Here is a 20084-nt window from a genome sequence, read left to right as displayed (position 1 = left end):
AAATTCAATGAATATTACCAATCCAGTGCTCAAAGGGTTTAACCCTGACCCAAGTATTTGCCGTGCGGGAGAGGATTATTACATGGCGGTTTCTACATTTGAATGGTTCCCAGGGGTGCAAATTTATCATTCGAAGGATCTCGTCCATTGGCGGCTCGTCGCGCGTCCATTGCAAAAAACTTCTCAACTCGATATGAAAGGAAATCCTGATTCCGGCGGGGTTTGGGCACCGTGTTTAAGTTATGCGGATGGTCAGTTTTGGCTCATCTATTCAGATATTAAAGTAGTAGATGGTCCGTTTAAGGATGGTCATAATTATTTGGTCACAGCTGACGAAGTAGATGGCAAGTGGAGCGATCCGGTTCGGCTCAATAGTTCTGGGTTTGATCCTTCCTTGTTCCATGATCCAAGCGGAAAGAAATACGTGTTGAATATGCTGTGGGACCATCGAGAAAAACATCACTCCTTTGCAGGTATAGCCTTGCAGGAATATAGTGTATCTGAAAAAAAACTGGTCGGTGAGCGGAAGGTCATTTTTAAAGGCACGCCAATCAAACTGACAGAAGCCCCGCATCTTTATTACATCAATGATGTCTATTATTTATTAACAGCTGAAGGGGGAACACGTTACGAACATGCAGCCACAATCGCCCGTTCCTCGCGTATTGATGGGCCGTACGAGGTTCATCCTGACAACCCAATTTTAACGGCTTTTCATGCGCCTAGCCATCCACTACAAAAATGCGGGCATGCTTCCATTGTACAAACGCATACAAATGAATGGTATATGGCTCATCTGACTGGCCGCCCAATTCATTCAAGTAAGGAATCCATTTTTCAGCAAAGAGGCTGGTGCCCTTTAGGAAGAGAGACAGCCATACAAAAGCTTGAATGGAAAGATGGCTGGCCGTATGTGGTAGGCGGAAAAGAGGGGCTCCTAGAGGTTGAAGCGCCTGCGATGAGCGTAAAAGAGTTCTCTCCAACCTATCACATAGTCGATGAATTTAAAGATTCATCGTTAAATAGACATTTTCAAACATTAAGAATCCCATTTACGGATCAGATTGGTTCAGTGACGGAAAATCCTCATCATTTAAGGCTGTATGGGCAGGAATCTTTAACGTCTAAATTTACCCAAGCGTTTGTTGCGAGGCGCTGGCAAAGCTTTTATTTTGAAGCAGAGACAGCGGTTTCCTTCTTTCCGAAAAACTTTCAGCAAGCGGCAGGTCTTGTGAATTATTATAATACGGAAAATTGGACTGCACTTCAGGTGACTTATGACGAGGCGCTTGGCCGTATCCTTGAGTTATCTGTGTGTGAAAATCTGGCCTTTTCTCAGCCGCTAATCAAAAAAATCATCATCCCAGACGAGATTCCGTATGTGTATTTAAAAGTGACCGTTCAGAGAGAGACGTACACGTATTCTTATTCTTTTGATCAACAAGAGTGGGAAAAAATAGATGTACCGCTTGAATCGACCCATTTATCAGATGATTTTATTCGGGGAGGGGGGTTCTTTACAGGGGCTTTTGTCGGAATGCAGTGCCAAGACACAAGCGGCGAACGTCTGCCTGCCGATTTTAAGTATTTTCGATACGAAGAAACAACTGAATAAAAAAAGACAACACTTTAAAGGCTGTCTCTCTTTAACATGTATTCCATTATGGTGAAGGCGTGACATCACGCAAAAAAGCTTCAGTGACAAGAGATGTCATCCCTAAGGCTGGTGCGTTTTGTCCTAATGACGAAGGGAGCAGCTCCACCCGTGAGCTGAATTGTGCATCCATTCTAGAGGATACTTCATCTTGAATGACACTTAGAACGGCCTGCTCAGATTCAATGACCTTGTTTCGTAAAATAACGGCTTGTGGGTTGAAGGTATGCAGAACGTTTGTGAGACCTACCCCAATGTAAAAGCCAAAGTTACGCAAGGCATTGAGTGTCTTCATATCATTTAACTTCGCCAGCCGCTCAATATCTTGATAGGTGAATGGCTGACCATCTGTTTGGAGCGATTGGAACAGTGCCTTCTCAGATGCATACAGTTCCCAGCAACCACGATTTCCGCAGCTACATGTCGGTCCATTAAAGTCGATCGTCATATGTCCCATTTCACCAGAAAAACCGTTTGTGCCTCTATATAAATGATGATTGATAATGATGCCTATTCCAATACCAGTGCCGATACTTGCATAGATCAGATGGTCATAATGTTTAGCGGCACCGAAGATTTTTTCACCGTACGCACCGGCATTTGCTTCATTCTCGATAAAAACCGGTACTTGGAATGTGTCTTGGAGACTTGTTTTCAGATCGACATTTTTCCATTTTGAATGAGGCGTAAACACAATTTGTTCATCTGCATCGACCAGACCTGGTATACAAATCCCTATACCAATCAGCCCGTATGGAGAAGAAGGAATGTGCGAACGTAACTGCTGAATCAATTCAATTAATATACGGACGGTCACATCAGGTGTGCTGGATGGGAGCTTGAGCTGCTCATCATGAATAATCGACCCTTCAAGGTCTGTTAAAATGCCGTTGACATAATCAACACCGACATCAATGCCGATAGAGTAACCTGCACGTTTATTAAACATGAGAAGCACGGGTCTTCTTCCGCCGCTAGATTCGCCTTGACCGATTTCATAAACAAGGTGTTCTTTCATTAATGTACTCACTTGAGAAGAAACGGTCGATTTATTTAACCCAGTGCGTTCAGATAATTTTGCTCTGGAAATTGGTGCATGGTGCAGAATTTCGTTTAGCAATAGCTTTTGATTTATTTTTTTCACAAAGTTCTGATCCGCAATATCCATTGTATCCACTCCATTTGTTTCGTCTTTAGATTAAGTGAAGAAAAGCCACTTTTTATCGTGTTCATTCTCTATAAAACATGCTTTTTATTTTATTATAACGAAAATATTTCTAAAAAACTAAAAAATATGGAAAATTCAAAGAGATTAGTTGGTAAACTCGTTTGTTCGTTTGTTGAATCAACTTACTAAGTGAATATATAGGGGGAATCACTTATGGTCAAATCAAATATGACTTCGTTAAGTAGTTTACAGGGGATTGGCAACATTCAATATGAAGGAAAACATTCAAAGAACCCATTCGCATTTAAATATTATAATCCGAGCGAAATGATTGGCGGAAAGACAATGAAAGACCACCTTCGATTTTCCGTCGCTTATTGGCATACACTGACTGCTGATGGAACAGACATGTTTGGAACTGGCACGATGAAAAGAGCTTGGGATTCTTATAGTGGAATGGATTTGGCGAAAGCTAGATTGGAAGTGGCTTTTCAGCTCTTTGATCTATTGGATGTTCCGTATTTTTCATTCCATGACCGTGATATTGCACCAGAGGGCGACACGCTTCAAGAGACCAATCAGCAGTTAGACATCATCATAGAAAGAATGAAAGATTACATGCAGCAAAGCGGGGTTCGGCTTCTATGGAACACGGCTAATATGTTTAAGCATCCAAGATTTGTTCACGGTGCAGCGACATCCTGTCATGCAGATGTATTTGCCTATGCAGCTGCACAAGTGAAAAAGGGCATCGAAACAGCAAAGGAACTCGGCGCAGAAAATTATGTTTTCTGGGGAGGACGAGAAGGTTACGACACACTACTGAATACAGATATGAAAAGAGAGCTTGACCATTTGGCGACCTTTTTGCATATGGCAGTCGATTATGCAAAAGAAATTGGATTTACAGGTCAATTTTTAATTGAGCCAAAGCCGAAGGAACCGACAACTCATCAATATGATACGGATGCAGCGACATCGATCGCCTTTTTAAAACAATATGGATTGGATACACACTTTAAATTAAATATCGAGGCCAATCATGCGACATTAGCGGGTCATACGTTTGAGCATGAGCTGCGTGTAGCAAGAATTCATGGACTGCTCGGTTCCGTTGATGCCAACCAAGGAAACTCCCTTCTAGGCTGGGACACAGATGAATTCCCAACGGATTTATATGCCACAACACTCGCCATGTATGAAATTTTGCAAAATGGCGGACTTGGAACAGGCGGTCTCAATTTTGATGCAAAAGTCAGAAGAGCCTCCTTTGAACTGGAAGATCTTCTGTATGCCCATATTGCGGGGATGGATGCATTCGCAAAAGGGCTGCGGGTGGCTCATAGACTCATAGAAGACCGTGTGTTTGAAGATGTGATCAAGCACCGGTACCGTAGTTTTTCTGAAGGAATTGGACGGGAGATTTCAGAAGGAACGGCAAATTTTCATACATTAGAAGAATATGCACTGAAACATCCGCTCATCAGAAACGAATCTGGCAGAGAGGAACAGCTGAAAGCCAGATTGAATCAATATTTGTTAGAAGATTAATTGAGCGAGCTGCTGTTTTGAAGGAGTGAACACATGAAGTATGTGATGGGAATTGATCTTGGAACGAGCGGAGTCAAAGCGATATTAGTAGATGAGAGCGGGAAGGTATGCTACGAGACGACTAAATCTTACCGCCTCATTCAAAGCAAACCAGGTTATTGTGAGCAAAATCCTGAAGACTGGGTAGAGCAGACGATGGCCGCGATGACAGAACTTATGGAGAGAAAGCCTGTTCAGTCAATGCAGGTAGAAGGCATCAGTTTTTCTGGACAAATGCACGGACTTGTTTTATTGGATGAATCCCTTCAGGTGCTCAGGCCTGCCATCTTGTGGAATGACACAAGAACAACATCGCAATGCGGGCGCATGACAGAAAAGCTAGGAGGCAGGCTGCAAGCGATCACAAAAAATCAGGCGTTAGAAGGGTTTACACTGCCAAAGTTGTTATGGGTAAAGGAACATGAACCAGAAATTGATCAGCGAATCCATTTGTTTTTACTTCCAAAAGATTATGTCAGATATCGATTAACCGGCGCTATTCATATGGACTATTCTGATGCGGCTGGTACGTTACTGTTGGATATTGGAGAACAAACATGGAGTGAGGAGATTTGTCAAACCTTTGATATTCCGATTCGTATTTGCCCGCCGCTCGTTTCATCGGAGGCGGAGGTTGGAACACTTTTGCCGCAGATCGCAAAGGAAACCGGGATGACAGAAAAGGCGAAGGTTTTTGCGGGTGGAGCGGATAATGCTTGCGGTGCCATTGGTGCCGGCATTTTATCATCAGATCACACACTATGCAGCATTGGCACATCAGGTGTCATTCTTTCCTATGAAGAAAATCATAACAGAGAGCTGAATGGAAACTTGCATTTATTCCATCATGCCAAAAAAGACGCTTTTTATACAATGGGAGTCACTTTATCAGCAGGTTATAGCCTCGATTGGATTAAATCTTTACTTGCTCCAAATGATTCGTTTAAAGCCCTTTTAGCCGGAGCAAAGGATATAGCGCCAGGCGCAAATGGATTGCTGTTTACGCCATATTTAGTTGGGGAAAGAACGCCTCATGCAGATTCAGTCATTCGTGGAAGCTTCATTGGATTAGACAGCCGGCATGAAAAAGCGCATATGGTTAGAGCTGTGCTCGAAGGAATCACTTTTTCATTAAATGAATCGATCGCTTTATTCAGGAAGGCCGGAAAAAGAATAGATGCTATTGTGTCCATTGGTGGAGGTGCGAGAAGTCATACATGGCTTCAAATGCAGGCAGACATTTTTCAAGCTAAGGTGATTCAGCTTGAAAATGAGCAAGGGCCTGCGTTAGGTGCAGCGATGCTTGCAGCAGTTGGATCCGGCTGGTACGAGTCACTTGAGGCGTGCGCGGATCAGTTTATCCATCAAGCGGCCGTATTTACACCAAATCAACAGCATGTCGATGTATATGATCATCTCTTTCGTTTGTATCAAAGCATTTATACAAACACAAGAGACATTCATGCGGGTCTTGCACAGTATCGATAATCTAGTAGTGAGTGGGGGCATGAAAGGAGGTGATGAATTCGTTTCATCTTAGAGATGACAGAATCAAAAGGATGAAAAAGGAGAGGAATGGAAGATGAATTTGAGAAAATTAAGACTGTTGTTTGTGATGTGTATTGGACTGACGCTTATACTGACGGCTGTACCAGCCCATGCGAGAACCATTACGAATAATGAAATGGGTAACCATAGCGGGTACGATTATGAATTATGGAAGGATTATGGAAACACCTCGATGACACTCAATAACGGCGGGGCATTTAGTGCAGGCTGGAACAATATCGGAAATGCTTTATTTCGAAAAGGAAAAAAGTTTGATTCCACTAGAACTCACCATCAACTTGGCAACATCTCCATCAATTACAACGCAAGCTTTAACCCAGTCGGGAATTCCTATTTATGTGTCTATGGCTGGACACAATCTCCATTAGCAGAATACTACATTGTTGATTCATGGGGCACATATCGTCCAACAGGCACACATAAAGGAACATTTTATGCAGACGGGGGCACATATGACATTTATGAAACAACCCGTGTCAATCAGCCTTCCATTATCGGGATCGCAACCTTCAAGCAATATTGGAGTGTACGTCAAACGAAACGTACAAGCGGAACGGTCTCCGTCAGTGCGCATTTTAAAAAATGGGAAAGCTTAGGGATGCCAATGGGGAAAATGTATGAAACGGCATTTACTGTAGAAGGCTACCAAAGCAGCGGAAGTGCAAATGTGATGACCAATCAGCTGTTTATTGGCAACTAAAAAAGTCAAAGAAAAGAGCCGGGAGCAAAACGCCTGGCTCTTTCTATCATAATTTTTCAACTTCGACTCTGCCGGAAAAGAACGTCGCACCACCGCCCATATCTGCCAAACGATCAGGTGTGAGGCCATTCACCAAATGTTTTTTGCCTTTTTGGTCTGCCCATAATCCCTGGCTGACAACAACGCCAGATAACACATTTTGTCCGACTGACACGATGAGCTCGCATTCTCCTCGATCATTCAGCACACGAACCATGTCCCCATCTTCAATCTGTCTTTCTTTTGCATCTTGTTCATTCATATGAAGCTTCGGACATTTCTCAAGCTTTTGATGCTTCTCATGAAGAGAGAAGGTGGAATTAAGAAAATTATGGTTTGGTCCCGGTATAAACGTTAGTGGATAATCACTTTCCTTGAATAAAGGTACATAGGTTGGAAGGGCTGGATATCCATCTTTTTTCATTTGTTCAGAGTAAAGCTCAATTTTCCCGCTTGGGGTAGGGAGCTTTAAATCTTCGAAAGGCCCTCGTTTTGCTTTGATCCACTTTTTCTCTTTTAACGCTTGATATGAAATGTTTTCATAGTGCGGATTTTCAGGATGATGAAGAGCTTGTTCCATTAGTTCCGCATCTGTGTCTTTAAAGGCTTCATCTTCAAAGCCCATCGCATGAGCCAAAAGACGAAACACTTCTGTGTTTGATTTGCTTTCTCCATAACGTTCTATAACAGGTTCTTGAATTTGAATGTAATGATGCCAGTAAGAAGTATAAAAATCCTCATTTTCAAAGGCAGAGGTCGCTGGCAGAACAATATCCGCATAAGAGGCTGTCTCTGTCATGAACAAGTCATGGACAACCGTAAATAAGTCTTCCCGCATCAAACCGTCTCTTACTTTATTTGCTTCAGGTGTCACAACAGCCGGGTTGCAAGAGTAGACAAAAAGAGAATCAATAGAAGGTTCTGCGTTCGTTAGCACGCTGCCTAGCTGATTCATATTAAATGTTCTAGGCTCGCGTTCCTTTAATAATTCCGGCCGCTGAAGAGCGATTTCATTATAACTAAGAAAAGAAGAGTTCGATTTCATCGCACCGCCGCCTTTGTGCAACCATTGACCGGTGAGGGCGGGGAGGCAGGAGATGGTTCGAATACTCATACCGCCATTATCGTGATGCTGAAGCCCATTGCCAATACGAATGAGAGACGGCGTTGTCTCTGCGTACATTCTCGCAAGTGTGATGATGTCTTCTTTAGGGACACCCGTGATCTGTTCAACCGTTTCTGGATCGTACTGCTTCACATGCTCGCGAAGTTCATTGTGACCGACCGTGTAAGTCTCTAAAAATGACGTATCTGTGAGGTCTTCTTTAAAAAGGACATGCATGATCCCAAGAGCTAGCGCACTGTCAGTGCCAGGGCGAAGCGGAATGAACCAATCTGCCATCCGGCCCGTTTGGTTTTTGTGCACATCAATGACGACAATTTTAGCCCCTTGCTTTCGAGCTTTTTGTGCCAACGTGATTTGATGCATATTGGTTGAAACCGCATTGATGCCCCAAAAGATAAATAGTTTCGTATGAATGGTATCTTCTGGATCTGTCCCGATGCTTGCGCCCATTGTATATTTATAGCCAGTTGTTCCGGCTGACTGACAAATGGTTCGGTCTAGCTGACTTGAGCCAAGTCGATAGAAAAAGCGGCGGTCCATTCCTTCTGCATTGAGATTCCCCATATTCCCATAGAAGCTGTAAGGCAAAATGCTTTCTGGTCCTTTTTCTTCGATCAGCTTTGTCCATTTTTGACGAATCGTTTCAATCGCTTCTTCCCACGTAATTGGAGCAAATTGCCGGTCACCTTTTTGACCTACACGTTTTAAGGGTGTTGTCAGACGTTTTTCATCATATAAACGAGCTGTGACATTCCGCACTTTATTGCAAATGTTTCCTTGAGTGACTGGATGATCTGGATCTCCTTGAACTTTAACGATCTTTCCGTTCTCTTTATGTATTAAAAGACCGCACTGATCAGGGCAATCTAACGAACAAACTGATTTGAATATTCCGTCTTTCATTGCTGTGTAATCGGTCATACGTTTAGCTTCCTTTCCGAATTCCGTGATCACTGTACATATGGATTTTATTTTAGCATGTTCAGACGAGGAAGGTAAGGATAAGCATATGAAAAAAAGCCCCTAATGGAAGGGACTTTTAAAAACGGGTGACCTGCACAGGGAATTCCTTGACCCCAAACACAAACGTGCTTTGAATCGGTTTCAGCTGATCTGCCGCACAGGTGATTTCTCGAAACGTACGGAGTAAAATCTCAAGTGCTAGATGAGCCTCAAGCCGGGCGAGAGGGGCACCAAGACAAAAATGGATGCCGAAGCCAAAGCTCAAATGTGGATTTGATTTTCTGTCAAGACGAAACGTATCTGGATTGTCAAACTTCCGTTCATCACGATTCGCAGATGCCACCCAGCTGATAAGATAGTCTCCTTTTTCAATGTGAGAACCGGCAATCTGAACATCCTCTGCTGCAACTCGCCCAATCGCTTGAACAGGCGGATAATAGCGTAGCGTTTCTTCTGTCAATTGAGGAATGAGAGACAGGTCTTGCCGCACTGATTCGGCGATATGCGGCTGCTCTGTTAAAAGTCGTACGGCATTTGTGATTAAATTCGTTGTTGTTTCATTACCAGCAACGAGTAAGAGTATACAAAAGCCAAGCAGTTCATTTTCTGATAAACGCTCACCTTCAATTTCCGCTTGGATGAGAAGGGAGATTAAATCATCGGCTGGCGTTTCTTTTCGCTTTTGGATCAAATGAGCAAAGTACTCCGATAGCTCTTTTTCTGCTTGTTTTTGCATGTCGACAACGGCTTGAACAGCTTCTTTTGAATCATCTTTGGCTCCTGCAACTAGAGCATCTGAATGTTTTTTGATCAGCTCTCTGTCTTTCACTTCTGCACCGAGAAGCTCGGCGATGATCATGACAGGTAGGGGAGCGGCCAGATCTTGCACAATATCGAAGGTCCGTTGATCCTTTACTTGATGTAATAGATCATGGGTCAAGTCTTTGATCTTTTCTTCTATTTGTTTGATCGCTTTTGGCGTGAAGGCTTTATTGACGAGTGCTCTCATTTTGGTATGTTTTGGAGGGTCCATTGTTAAAATACTCGTTTTAGATGTACTTCTTCCTCGCTGTGATGAAAACACTTTTGGCTGCTTCAGAACGGACTGAATATCAGCATATCGAAAGAGATCCCAGCACTTTCTCGTTTCGTCGTATCGAATATCACCCTGCGATCTTAATTCATTGTAGATAGGGAATGGGAAAAGAAGGTCATCTGTAGATCGGATTTCTTTCATTGGGATGACATTGACGTAATTTTCTTTTACTTTCATTATGAACGCTCCTTTTTCTCTTGATTCCCTTTCACGGTATCACCACGAAAAACGCATTTCAACGGACATGTTTTCTAAAATATGTCAATAGTCTAATCGAAAGATTCAAACACATTCTTCCTATAGGAAAATAGAAAGTCATCAAAATGATAGCGCTTTCTAAAAACTAGAATTGAAGTCACCGAAACCAAAAATAAAATGGTGAATTCAGTCGAACGAAAGGGTACTATGATTCAAATCCGAATAGTTCTTTTGATCTAAATTGATGATTTAAAAAAACACGGCTAACATACATACCGCAAGCTGTTCAGCGTGTATTCGGGACTTTTGAAAAGCGCTGGCTCTTTCTTGACACGATTTTTCATCATGTTACGATAACTTACGTGCGAAAAACACGAACAAAAAGCGAACAAGGGAGAGGATCAATATCATTGATCAAAAGAAAGTTGCTTTCATTGGAGCAGGTTCTATGGCGGAAGGAATGATTGCAGGTATTGTGCGATCAGGTCAGATGCCGCTCAGCCAAATTTACGCAACAAACAAGCAAAATAAGCAGCGATTAAACGAACTAACGAAACGCTACGGAATCCAAACAGCCACAATGGATTCATTTCCTTTTGAAGAAATGGATATGTTGATCCTGGCAATGAAGCCAAAGGATGCTGAAACAGCACTTGAATCATTAAAACCTCATATTCAGAAAGATCAGCTCATCCTGTCTGTACTTGCAGGTGTGAAATCATCGTATATTGAAGACATGCTGCATGAAGGGCAGCCTGTTATGCGAGTAATGCCAAATACGTCAAGTACGATTGGGGCGTCGGCGACCGCTTTATCTGCTGGACGTTATGTGAAAAATGAACATGTAAGCATGAGTCGGGCTCTTTTATCTGAAATGGGAGAAGTGTATACCATTCAGGAAGAGCAAATGGATATTTTCACAGGAATTGCCGGAAGTGGTCCAGCTTATTTTTATTTCTTAATGGAAAGAATCGAAGAGGCTGGAGAAGAAGCTGGCTTATCAAAAGAAATGTCCCGTCAAATCGGTACACAGACACTTCTCGGTGCAGCGAAGATGCTGCAAGAAACAGCTGAAAATCCTTCTGTCCTCAGAGAAAAAATTACGTCACCTAATGGAACAACTGCTGCAGGACTAGATGCATTAGATGATTTTGGCGGAGGAGAAGCCATCAAACAGGCTGTCAAACATGCTGCCAATCGATCAAAAGAAATAAGTGAACAGCAAAAACAAAAAGTAACGATATAAATAGAGCCTCAATACAGGAGTGATAAGGTGTACGCAGATAAAGAGAGAAAACGAATTGTTGTGAAAATCGGAAGCAGCTCTCTTACTAGCTTTCAAGGTGAGATTAGTTTAAAAAAACTAGAAAACCTCGTCAATCAAATTGTAAAACTCAAAGATGAAGGACACGAAGTCATTTTGGTCTCATCTGGTGCGGTTGCAGCTGGTTACCGAAAATTAGGGTTTATTGATAGACCGAAAACACTGCCAGAAAAACAGGCGTCTGCCTCAATAGGGCAAGGGCTTTTAATGGAGTCATATTCTACTTTATTTTTATCGCACGGTTATATTGCTTCACAGCTATTAATTACAAGAAGCGATTTTTCAGATGAAACGCGCTATCAAAATGTGCGAAATACAATGAATGTGTTATTAGATCGAGGGATCATCCCGATTATTAATGAGAATGATACAGTGACGATCAATCGGTTGAAATTTGGAGATAATGATACATTGTCTGCAAAAGTAGCTGGACTGATTGATGCGGATTTCCTCGCTATTTTATCTGATATTGACGGCTTGTATGAAGATAACCCTCATACAAATCCGAATGCGAAGAGAATTCTAGAAGTCACAGAAATCACAGAAGACATCGAAGCAGCCGCTGGAGATGCGGGAAGCAGCGTTGGCACAGGCGGAATGAAATCAAAACTCGACGCCTTTAAAATTTCAATGGCCTCAGGCATCAATGGCTTTTTGGGAAAAGCCGATACACCTCACATTTTAGACAAAGCCATCAACGGGACAGAGGACGGCACTTATTTTACAGCTGACGAAAATTTAGCGCCGCTGAATTATAAAAAACAGTGGATTGCTTTTCATTCTGGCCCAAAAGGCGAAATCGTTGTTCGAGAGAAAACACAGGAGCTTCTCATGCATCGTGAGAAAAGTCTGGATTCTGACGGCATAGTCGATGTAAAGGGTTCGTTTAAAAAAGGCGATGTTGTCCGTATTTTAGATCAAGATGAAAGAGAAATAGGGCTTGGCATTGTCAATTATGCGTCCGACGAACTCGCACTGAACGGTGACTTGCTACAGGATGAAGTGGTGCATGTCGTAGATCTTGAAGCGTTTGTTTGTCATTTAGATTTATCAATACCAGTTTGCTAATCATAAGGGAGGAATTTCATGACACTGACAGCTGAAGTTGTCACATCGGTCAAAGAAAAAGCGAAAAAAGCAAAGCACGTATCAAAAAAACTAGGTTTACTTCAAACAGAGGAAAAAAATGAGGCGCTGCTGAAAATAGCAGGAACACTCGAACAGCAAAGTGATTTTATTTTACAGGAAAATCAAAAGGATTTAGAGGCAGGAAAAGAAAAGGGCTTCTCTGAAGCATTAATGGATCGATTAATGTTAAATGAAGAGAGAATTCATGAGTTTGCAGAAAGTTTGCGGCTTGTGACGAGATTAACAGATCCTGTTGGAGAAATATTGGATGAATGGACTCTTGAAAACGGCTTACATGTGAAAAGCCGAAGAGTACCGCTCGGCGTGATCGGGATGATCTATGAAGCGAGACCGAATGTCACTGTCGATGCAGCAGGGCTTGCCCTCAAGGCAGGCAACTCAGTGATTTTAAAAGGCGGTTCCTCCGCTATTTCTTCCAACAAAGCCATCGTCCGCGTCATTCATGAGGCATTGGATCAAACAAAGATCCCTCGTGATGCGGTACAGTTTATTGAACAAACAGACCGTTCATCGGTTCAAGCGATGTTTCATCTAAAAGAATGGATCGATGTTTTAATTCCGAGAGGCGGGGCTTCGTTAATCAAAACAGTTGTAGAAGAATCGACCATTCCAGTTCTTGAAACAGGGACAGGGAACTGCCATATCTTTATTGATCAAACAGCGAATGTAGAAAAAGCCATTCAGATTGTCATCAATGCGAAAACAAATCGTCCGGCCGTTTGTAATGCGCTTGAGACTCTGATCGTTCATCGCGATTGGCTGAAAGAAAATGGTGCAGCATTGAATGAAGCACTCCTTCAGCATCATGTCACTGTGCATGGAGATCAAGACGCTCAATCTTTCTTTTCCGAAGCGGTTCCTGCGGAGGAAGTAGATTGGACAGATGAGTATTTAAGTCTTGATCTTGCGGTGAAAGTCGTTGACTCAATTGAGGACGCCATTCACCACATTGATCAGTACGGAACGAAACATTCAGAAGCCATCGTAACAGAGGATGAAAAAAACGCACAAATCTTTCTAAACGAAGTCGATGCGGCCGCTGTTTATCATAACGCATCTACACGTTTTACAGATGGCGGTGCACTAGGATATGGCGCTGAAATTGGCATTTCTACTCAAAAGCTGCACGCAAGAGGGCCAATGGGACTTCCTGCACTGACAACAACAAAGCTGCTTCTATCTGGTGATGGTCAGATTAGAAGCTAGAATGAATGTAAAGAACACTACCTTTCTAACTTGAGGTAGTGTTTTTTAGTGACTGATGAAAGAAGAGAGAAAAAAGGGAACGACATGGAAACGATGCTGAAGCACTGACAACTCTTGAAAAAGAAGACAAAGGGCTAAAATAAAGTCCATTTTAGCCCTTTGTCAACAATCTGAAACTCCCCATAAGAGGGAGTTTTTTTATGAACTTGAACGGTCTTTTTTCATGACTTTCTCAAATTTGAAAAATTCAAATGTCTCAGGCGCTAAAGGGTCATTTTCTTGATCGTTCTCATGAGGCAAGCTCGGATCTGGATGGTGCAAGTGATAAAACTCAACAATCTGAAACCCGCATTTGTTCACATAAAAATGAATGTTGCGCTTTTCAAAATAAGGAGTGACAACTTCCCACACCTTCGTTTCTGGATATTGCGCCTCAATGGCTTTCCATGCTGCCTGACCAATGCCTCGGCTGTGAGATGATGAAGAAATGTATAATAGGTCCACCGAATTGCGGTGTGTGAGAGGGTTGATTTTTAAAACAACCCCTCCTGCCTTTTGACCGTTTAGTAAAATATGATAGACAAGGTTCTCAGTCGAATAAAAAGATTCATCAATCGACTCATCAGGAGGAATTGGTCCACCTTCTGCATCGCCAAATGCATCAATGATGCCAGCTGTGAAAGCATCTTGCAGTTCTTTTTTCATCAAAGGGAAGTCTTCTTGATTTGCAAGTGATAATGTGACTTGATCTTGTGCGATTTTGTTCATGTGTAAATCCTTTCTCCACATATGTGGTGTTTCTGCATGTTATCATAAAGGATGGAGTAACTCCATAGTCAAGAAAGGAGCCCTAAAAATGATGAACGATGTTCAAAAAACATTTTTAACTGGAGAATTTGCGGCATTATTTGAAGTGAAAAAAGATACACTGCTCTATTATGATAAGATCGATTTGTTTAAGCCGGCAGGTGTTCAGGAAAATGGGTACCGTTATTATACATTTGAACAGTTTGATCATTTCATGGCCATTCAATCTCTTCGTGCTGTTCAATTTCCGATCAAGCAATTAAAACAATACTTTACTGAGCCTTCTCAGGAAAAATTGCAAAGCCTGGCGGTTGAGCAAGCAGAAAAGGTCGGGGAGGAGATCCAAAAACTACAGGATATTCAATCTTTTCTTTTTCGTGTGATCGAGACAACGAATGAATTATCATCAGTGAAAACAGGGGAGGTCTTGTTTCAAGAACTGCCAGAAGAACCGATCGTCCTCAGTACATCAAACCCGATTGATTCAAACACACCTATAGAAGAAATTTCTCGAATTGTAGGAGAATTTCTGAAAGGGATTGGTATTAAAGGTGCCGCGGCAAATGGTTCTGTTTTAAACAAGGAGCAGTTTTTGCAGCGTCATTATCATCAATCTGATAGGCTGTTTTGCCGAATGGAAGGGCCGGATGCAGTCAAAAAGCCAGCGGGTCTATATGCAGTCATGTATCAACAAGGAACATATGAAGAGATGGAGACTGCCTATTCACGTTTATTAGATCGAATCGAAGCAGAGGATATGATACTGGATGGAGATGTCTTTGAGGAGTATTTACTTCATTCTCTGATGTCTAAAAATGAAGCGGATTACATGACGAAACTTAGTGTGAAAGTCAAAAAACGGGAAGCTTAAGGCATCACAAAAAGGATAGACAGGCATTTTTACATGCTGTCTATCCTTTTTGGTGCTGTTTAACCGACTTGGTTTTCGGCAAATTGACTCATATAGAGGTCGGCATAAAAGCCTTTTTCTTTCAAAAGCTCACGATGAGTTCCTTTTTCAATGATCGTGCCATCTTTCATGACTAAAATGAGATCGGCATCTTTAATCGTTGAAAGTCGATGTGCAATGACGAAGCTTGTTCTGCCGTTCATTAATTCATTCATCGCTTTTTGAATATGCATCTCTGTCCGTGTATCGACACTGCTTGTTGCTTCATCTAAGATTAATATCTTCGGATCAGATAAGATGGCACGGGCGATGGTTAACAGTTGACGCTGACCTTGTGAGAGGTTGCCGGCATCTTCTGTTAAGAGTGTGTCATATCCATCTGGAAGGGTGCGGATGAAATCGTCTGCATAGGCATGTTTAGCGGCCTTCAACACATCCTCTTTTGAAACATTTGGTCTGCCATATGCGATGTTGTCATAAATTGTGCCTTCAAAGAGCCATGTATCCTGAAGAACCATCGCAAATAAGTCACGCACTTGCTCTCGGCTGAGGTCGGTTGTTTTTACGCCGCCAATGCGAATGGAGCCTTGATCTAGCTCGTAAAAGCGCATTAACAGATTAATAATCGTTGTTTTTCCAGCGCCTGTTGGCCCAACAATGGCCACCGTTTGTCCTTCTCGGACTTGTAAATTCAAATCTTTAATAATGGGTTGATCTTTCTCATAACCGAAGTGAACGTGCTCAAAGGCCACATCTCCGGAAAGGGATTTAAGATCAATCGCTGCATCTTCTTGCGCATGTTCTTCTTCTTCATCCAGAATTTCAAACACCCGTTCAGCAGAAGCGATAGCAGATTGAACTAAGTTTGCAACACTGGATGCTTGCACAAGCGGCTGCGACATTTGTTGTGTGTATTGGATAAATGCTTGCACATCCCCAACACGAATATTCCCATTAATGACAAGAATTCCGCCAGCAACACTTACCGCCACATAGCCAAGATTCCCAATAAAGGTCATCATCGGCATCATTAAGCCAGAGATAAATTGTGCTTTTCTTGAAGATTCATATAGTTGTTCGTTTAATTGATCAAATGTATCAATGGCTTTCTTTTCATAGCCATACGCACGAACCGTCTGATGTCCTGTGAACATTTCATTAATATGTCCATTGATCATCCCTAGTTCTTTTTGCTGTGCTTTAAAATGCTTTTGCGAAAATGATGTAATGCCTCGAATCGCAAACAAACTAAGAGGCAGCGTCAAACAAACAAGCAGCGTCAGCAGCGGACTGATGAAAAGCATCATGACGACAATTCCAATGACTGTAATAACAGATGTGATCACTTGCGTGAGTGCCTGCTGTAAAGAAGTATTAATATTATCAATGTCGTTCATCACCCGGCTCAGCGTGTCTCCGTGTGTTGTTTTATCAAAATAACGAAGGGGGAGACGTGTGAGCTTGTCATTTGCTTCTTGCCTTAATTCAGCAATGGTCTGCTGCGAGACACCCGCCATTACATATTGCTGCACGAATGAGAAGAGAGATGCTACGACATATAATAGAACAAGCAGCAATAAAATGCGTGAAATGACATCGAATTGAACGCCAGTTCCTTGTGTAAAACTTTCAAATAGGGAAGAGGTGGCATCCCCAAGTAATTTTGGACTGACGACATTAAAAACGGTTGAACCGATCGCTGCAATCAGGACAATGATCAGCTGAAATTTCCTCGGTTTTAAATAGCCCGTTAAACGAAGAAGTGTTTTTTTAAATTCCTTCGGTTTTTGTACTGGGCCCCTTGGGTGACCGCCTTTATGTCCCATTCCAGAAGACATTTTTTTACTCATCCTTGCTCCACCTCCTGACCTTCCTGTGATGCGACTATTTCTTGATAGACAAGGTTATCTTTCAGTAACTGTTCATGTGTACCGATACCTGCTATTTTTCCATCATCTAACACAATGATTTTATCGCTATGCTTCACTGTGCTGATTCTTTGAGCCACAATAATCAAAGCAGCATGCTCTTTTTCAGCTTCTAGCGCTGACCGAAGTTTTGCATCCGTTTTGTAATCAAGGGCAGAGAAGCTATCGTCAAACAGGTAGAATGCAGGTTTTCTTACGAGTGCTCTTGCGATCGAAAGACGTTGTTTTTGACCGCCAGAGAGATTCGAACCCCCTTGGTCTATCTCTGCGTGAATTCCGCCATCTTTTTGCAAAACAAATTCTTCGGCCTGTGCTGTCCGCAGTGCCTGCCAAATCTCGTCATCTGTTGCATCGCGTTTGCCAAAGCGCACATTATCAGCAATGGTTCCGCTAAATAAAATGGCTTTTTGAGAAACATAACCCATCTGACTTCTCAGTTTCTCTTGAGGCAATTCTCTAATATCGACACCATCTAATGTAATTTTTCCTTCTGTTGCTTCATAAAAACGTGTCATCAGCTGAAGAAGGGTCGTTTTCCCGGAACCTGTACTGCCGATGATCGCCGTCGTTTCACCCTTTTTGGCTTCAAACGTCATGTCTTGAACGGCTGGTTTTTCAGCATTTGAATAATAAAATGACACATTCTCAAAGCGAATGGACTGGGCTGGCTGATCAAGTTTAGTGACAGCTTCTTTTTTGTCTTTAATTTTTGGTTCTAGATTTAACACTTCATTCATCCGTTTAGCGGATGCCTGAGCTCTAGGCACCATAATAAAACTCATAGACAGCATAATGAGTGCCATTAAAATCATCATCGCATATTGAATGAAGGCGATTAGATTCCCGACTTCCATCTGTCCGGCATCAATCCGATTAGCGCCAATCCAGACAATGCCGATATTCGTGAAGTTCATGATAATGAGCATAAAAGGGAACAAGTACGCCATTAATCGATTGACTTTAAGGCCAGTATCCTTATACGATGTATTGGCTTCTTGAAAACGTTCTTTTTCGTCATCTACTCGGTTAAACGCTCGAATGACCCGAATGCCTGAAAGCGACTCTCTCATAATCAAGTTCAGCCGGTCCGTTTTTTTCTGAAGCTGGCCAAAGAGGGGGATTGCTTTTCTTGACACCAAATAAATGAACCCGCCAAGAAGGGGAAGAGCTGCTAAAAAGATGAGAGATAACACAGCATCTCTAGATACAGCCAAAATAATTCCACCAACGAGCATAAGAGGCGCCCGTGTCATCATTTGTAAGATCATGATCGTGACATCTTGAACTTGTTTCACATCATTTGTTGATCTTGTAATAAAGGAAGATGTCCCGATTTTTTGAAATTCTTCTAATGAGAATTGTTCGACATGCACAAACAGCTGTCTTCTCATATCACGCCCGAAGCCTAGAGCTGTCTTAGATGACAAGTAGGACTTCCAAATCGTGAGCAAGATGGCAAGTAAAGAACAAGCCACCATCCAGCCCCCAACCTTCCATATATAAGCGACATCTCCTTGGACGATCCCGACATCAACGATATCTGCCGTAAGCGTCGGTAAATACAGCTGGAGCATACTGCTTAAAAAGGTGAGAATCACAATGGACACAACGGATAGCCGATAGGGCTTTAAAAACGATAAAATTGATTTCATACGATTACCTTTCTTCCATATAGTCTGTTGTTCTGTAACTCATCATATACAAAGAGGGATTATTTCTACAAATGAAATGTCTTGTTTTAATGAATTATTTATATTGTTCAATTTTTGAAAAGAAGTCCTTTACAAACATATAAAAATCATGGGCAGAAGGAGACATCTCTCTCGATTTAGAAGCAATAATTCCGACCGTTCTTCTCACTTGAGGGAAATCAATGGGAATTTTCACTGTAAATCGCGGTGTTGTTTCATAAAAAGCACTTTCGGGTAATAAAGTAACGCCCATACCCGCTGACACAAGACCTTTAATGGCATCCAAATCTTCTCCTTCAGATGAGATAGTTGGCTCATAGCCAGCCTGCTTACAGGCATCAACCGCAATTTGTCTCAGCACATATCCTTCAGGAAATAAAACGAAATGGTCTTTTCTCAAATCACTTAAATGAATACTTCTTTGCCCGCTAAAGGGGTGACTAATAGGTAAAAGGGCATAAATGCTTTCGGAAAACAAGATATTTCCTTCTATTTGAGGATCGTTTGTCGGGACGGGTCCTAAAAAGGCAAGATCAATGTCTCGATTTTTGACAGCTTCAATCAGAAACTTATAGGAACCTTGACGAAGTAAAAAATCGACCTCTGGATATTCCAGCTTAAATGCGGAAATGACAGAAGGGAGCACTTGGCTTGCTAGACTTGTAGGAAATCCAATGTTCACTGTCCCTTTGTGGGGGTCTAAGTATTCATCAATTTGTTCTTTGGCGTAATCTATCGCTTTTAGGGCGGTTCTGACATGGTCCAAAAATTGTCTGCCGATTTTCGTTAATTTGATATTTCGTCCTTCTCGTTCGAATAAAGCCACTCCAAGTTCTTCTTCTAAATTGGCAATCTGCCGGCTGATGGCAGATTGGGCAACGTGTAAGTTTTCAGCCGCTTCTGACACGTGTTCACGGTCAGCAACTTCTACAAAATAACGTAATTGACGAAGCTCCATTTTTGCAC

At 42.1% G+C, this 20084-nt stretch carries 15 protein-coding genes; 8 read left to right on the top strand and 7 right to left on the bottom strand.

All coding sequences use genetic code 11. The features are described from left to right. Positions 1-7: 7 nt before the first annotated feature. Positions 8-1615 (top strand): glycoside hydrolase family 43 protein, encoded by a 1608-nt coding sequence (locus tag MHH31_RS09520; RefSeq protein ID WP_058336755.1) that lies wholly within the window; start codon positions 8-10, stop codon positions 1613-1615. Positions 1616-1661: 46 nt separating this feature from the next. Here the strand turns inward: MHH31_RS09520 and MHH31_RS09515 are convergent, their stop codons facing one another. After that, positions 1662-2822 (bottom strand): ROK family transcriptional regulator, encoded by a 1161-nt coding sequence (locus MHH31_RS09515; protein WP_035703222.1) that lies wholly within the window; start codon positions 2820-2822, stop codon positions 1662-1664. Between the two features lie 213 nt (positions 2823-3035). On the opposite strand from MHH31_RS09515, the gene xylA reads away from it, so the two are divergent. The 3 genes from xylA to MHH31_RS09500 all read left to right on the top strand — a co-directional run bounded on the left by xylA (position 3036) and on the right by MHH31_RS09500 (position 6681). After that, a complete protein-coding gene (gene xylA, locus MHH31_RS09510; protein ID WP_024718319.1) occupies positions 3036-4373 on the top strand; it encodes a xylose isomerase in 1338 nt (445 codons plus the stop codon). A 33-nt stretch (positions 4374-4406) separates the two neighbouring features. Next, complete coding sequence (gene xylB / locus MHH31_RS09505) at positions 4407-5900, top strand: xylulokinase (RefSeq protein WP_058336756.1); 1494 nt, start codon at positions 4407-4409, stop codon at positions 5898-5900. Between the two features lie 94 nt (positions 5901-5994). After that, entirely contained in the window at positions 5995-6681 is a 687-nt protein-coding gene (locus MHH31_RS09500) for a glycoside hydrolase family 11 protein (RefSeq protein WP_008346560.1), read from the top strand. Between the two features lie 46 nt (positions 6682-6727). Here the strand turns inward: MHH31_RS09500 and MHH31_RS09495 are convergent, their stop codons facing one another. Both MHH31_RS09495 and MHH31_RS09490 read right to left on the bottom strand, forming a co-directional pair. Next, positions 6728-8767, bottom strand: a complete 2040-nt coding sequence (locus MHH31_RS09495; RefSeq protein WP_058336757.1) for a molybdopterin oxidoreductase family protein — start codon at positions 8765-8767, stop codon at positions 6728-6730. Positions 8768-8885: 118 nt separating this feature from the next. Beyond that, positions 8886-10082 carry a cytochrome P450 gene (locus MHH31_RS09490; RefSeq protein WP_058336758.1) on the bottom strand — a complete coding sequence of 399 codons (1197 nt, stop codon included), beginning with the start codon at positions 10080-10082 and terminating at the stop codon, positions 8886-8888. Positions 10083-10503: 421 nt separating this feature from the next. Between MHH31_RS09490 and proC the strand changes: the two genes are divergently transcribed. The 3 genes from proC to MHH31_RS09475 are packed head-to-tail and all read left to right on the top strand — an operon-like array spanning position 10504 to position 13782. Then, positions 10504-11349 (top strand): pyrroline-5-carboxylate reductase, encoded by an 846-nt coding sequence (gene proC, locus MHH31_RS09485; protein WP_080688171.1) that lies wholly within the window; start codon positions 10504-10506, stop codon positions 11347-11349. 27 nt (positions 11350-11376) lie between these two features. Then, positions 11377-12495: a glutamate 5-kinase gene (proB, locus tag MHH31_RS09480; RefSeq protein ID WP_058336759.1), complete on the top strand. Its 1119-nt coding sequence runs from the start codon at positions 11377-11379 to the stop codon at positions 12493-12495. 18 nt (positions 12496-12513) lie between these two features. After that, positions 12514-13782, top strand: a complete 1269-nt coding sequence (locus MHH31_RS09475) for a glutamate-5-semialdehyde dehydrogenase (RefSeq protein ID WP_058336760.1) — start codon at positions 12514-12516, stop codon at positions 13780-13782. A 198-nt stretch (positions 13783-13980) separates the two neighbouring features. On the opposite strand, the gene MHH31_RS09470 is transcribed toward MHH31_RS09475, so the two are convergent. Next, a complete protein-coding gene (locus MHH31_RS09470; protein ID WP_058336761.1) occupies positions 13981-14550 on the bottom strand; it encodes a GNAT family N-acetyltransferase in 570 nt (189 codons plus the stop codon). An 88-nt stretch (positions 14551-14638) separates the two neighbouring features. Between MHH31_RS09470 and MHH31_RS09465 the strand changes: the two genes are divergently transcribed. Next, complete coding sequence (locus MHH31_RS09465) at positions 14639-15460, top strand: MerR family transcriptional regulator (protein WP_058336762.1); 822 nt, start codon at positions 14639-14641, stop codon at positions 15458-15460. A gap of 59 nt (positions 15461-15519) precedes the next feature. On the opposite strand, the gene MHH31_RS09460 is transcribed toward MHH31_RS09465, so the two are convergent. The 3 genes from MHH31_RS09460 to MHH31_RS09450 form a co-directional block, all read right to left on the bottom strand. Continuing rightward, positions 15520-17349, bottom strand: a complete 1830-nt coding sequence (locus MHH31_RS09460) for an ABC transporter ATP-binding protein (RefSeq protein WP_024718328.1) — start codon at positions 17347-17349, stop codon at positions 15520-15522. After that, positions 17346-19079: an ABC transporter ATP-binding protein gene (locus MHH31_RS09455; RefSeq protein WP_041507104.1), complete on the bottom strand. Its 1734-nt coding sequence runs from the start codon at positions 19077-19079 to the stop codon at positions 17346-17348. The genes MHH31_RS09460 and MHH31_RS09455 overlap by 4 nt, the downstream gene beginning before the upstream one ends. A gap of 94 nt (positions 19080-19173) precedes the next feature. Continuing rightward, positions 19174-20076 carry a LysR family transcriptional regulator gene (locus MHH31_RS09450; RefSeq protein WP_024718330.1) on the bottom strand — a complete coding sequence of 301 codons (903 nt, stop codon included), beginning with the start codon at positions 20074-20076 and terminating at the stop codon, positions 19174-19176. Between the last annotated feature and the right edge of the window lie 8 nt (positions 20077-20084).

Origin of the sequence: Bacillus sp. FSL K6-1033, from assembly GCF_038630765.1 — a bacterium.
GTDB lineage: Bacteria > Bacillota > Bacilli > Bacillales > Bacillaceae > Bacillus > Bacillus altitudinis.
Note: the sequence above shows the minus strand (reverse complement) of the source record. Positions and strands in the feature narration are given on the sequence as shown.

Excerpts from the sequence above, each read along its gene's own strand:
- xylB (WP_058336756.1), top strand. The coding sequence starts at position 4,407 with ATGAAGTATGTGATGGGAATTGATCTTGGAACGAGCGGAGTCAAAGCG.
- MHH31_RS09495 (WP_058336757.1), bottom strand. The coding sequence starts at position 8,767 with ATGACCGATTACACAGCAATGAAAGACGGAATATTCAAATCAGTTTGT.
- MHH31_RS09460 (WP_024718328.1), bottom strand. The coding sequence starts at position 17,349 with ATGAGTAAAAAAATGTCTTCTGGAATGGGACATAAAGGCGGTCACCCA.
- MHH31_RS09515 (WP_035703222.1), bottom strand. The coding sequence starts at position 2,822 with ATGGATATTGCGGATCAGAACTTTGTGAAAAAAATAAATCAAAAGCTA.
- MHH31_RS09475 (WP_058336760.1), top strand. The coding sequence starts at position 12,514 with ATGACACTGACAGCTGAAGTTGTCACATCGGTCAAAGAAAAAGCGAAA.
- MHH31_RS09520 (WP_058336755.1), top strand. The coding sequence starts at position 8 with ATGAATATTACCAATCCAGTGCTCAAAGGGTTTAACCCTGACCCAAGT.
- MHH31_RS09465 (WP_058336762.1), top strand. The coding sequence starts at position 14,639 with ATGATGAACGATGTTCAAAAAACATTTTTAACTGGAGAATTTGCGGCA.
- MHH31_RS09455 (WP_041507104.1), bottom strand. The coding sequence starts at position 19,079 with ATGAAATCAATTTTATCGTTTTTAAAGCCCTATCGGCTATCCGTTGTG.
- MHH31_RS09470 (WP_058336761.1), bottom strand. The coding sequence starts at position 14,550 with ATGAACAAAATCGCACAAGATCAAGTCACATTATCACTTGCAAATCAA.
- MHH31_RS09490 (WP_058336758.1), bottom strand. The coding sequence starts at position 10,082 with ATGAAAGTAAAAGAAAATTACGTCAATGTCATCCCAATGAAAGAAATC.
- xylA (WP_024718319.1), top strand. The coding sequence starts at position 3,036 with ATGGTCAAATCAAATATGACTTCGTTAAGTAGTTTACAGGGGATTGGC.
- MHH31_RS09450 (WP_024718330.1), bottom strand. The coding sequence starts at position 20,076 with ATGGAGCTTCGTCAATTACGTTATTTTGTAGAAGTTGCTGACCGTGAA.
- MHH31_RS09500 (WP_008346560.1), top strand. The coding sequence starts at position 5,995 with ATGAATTTGAGAAAATTAAGACTGTTGTTTGTGATGTGTATTGGACTG.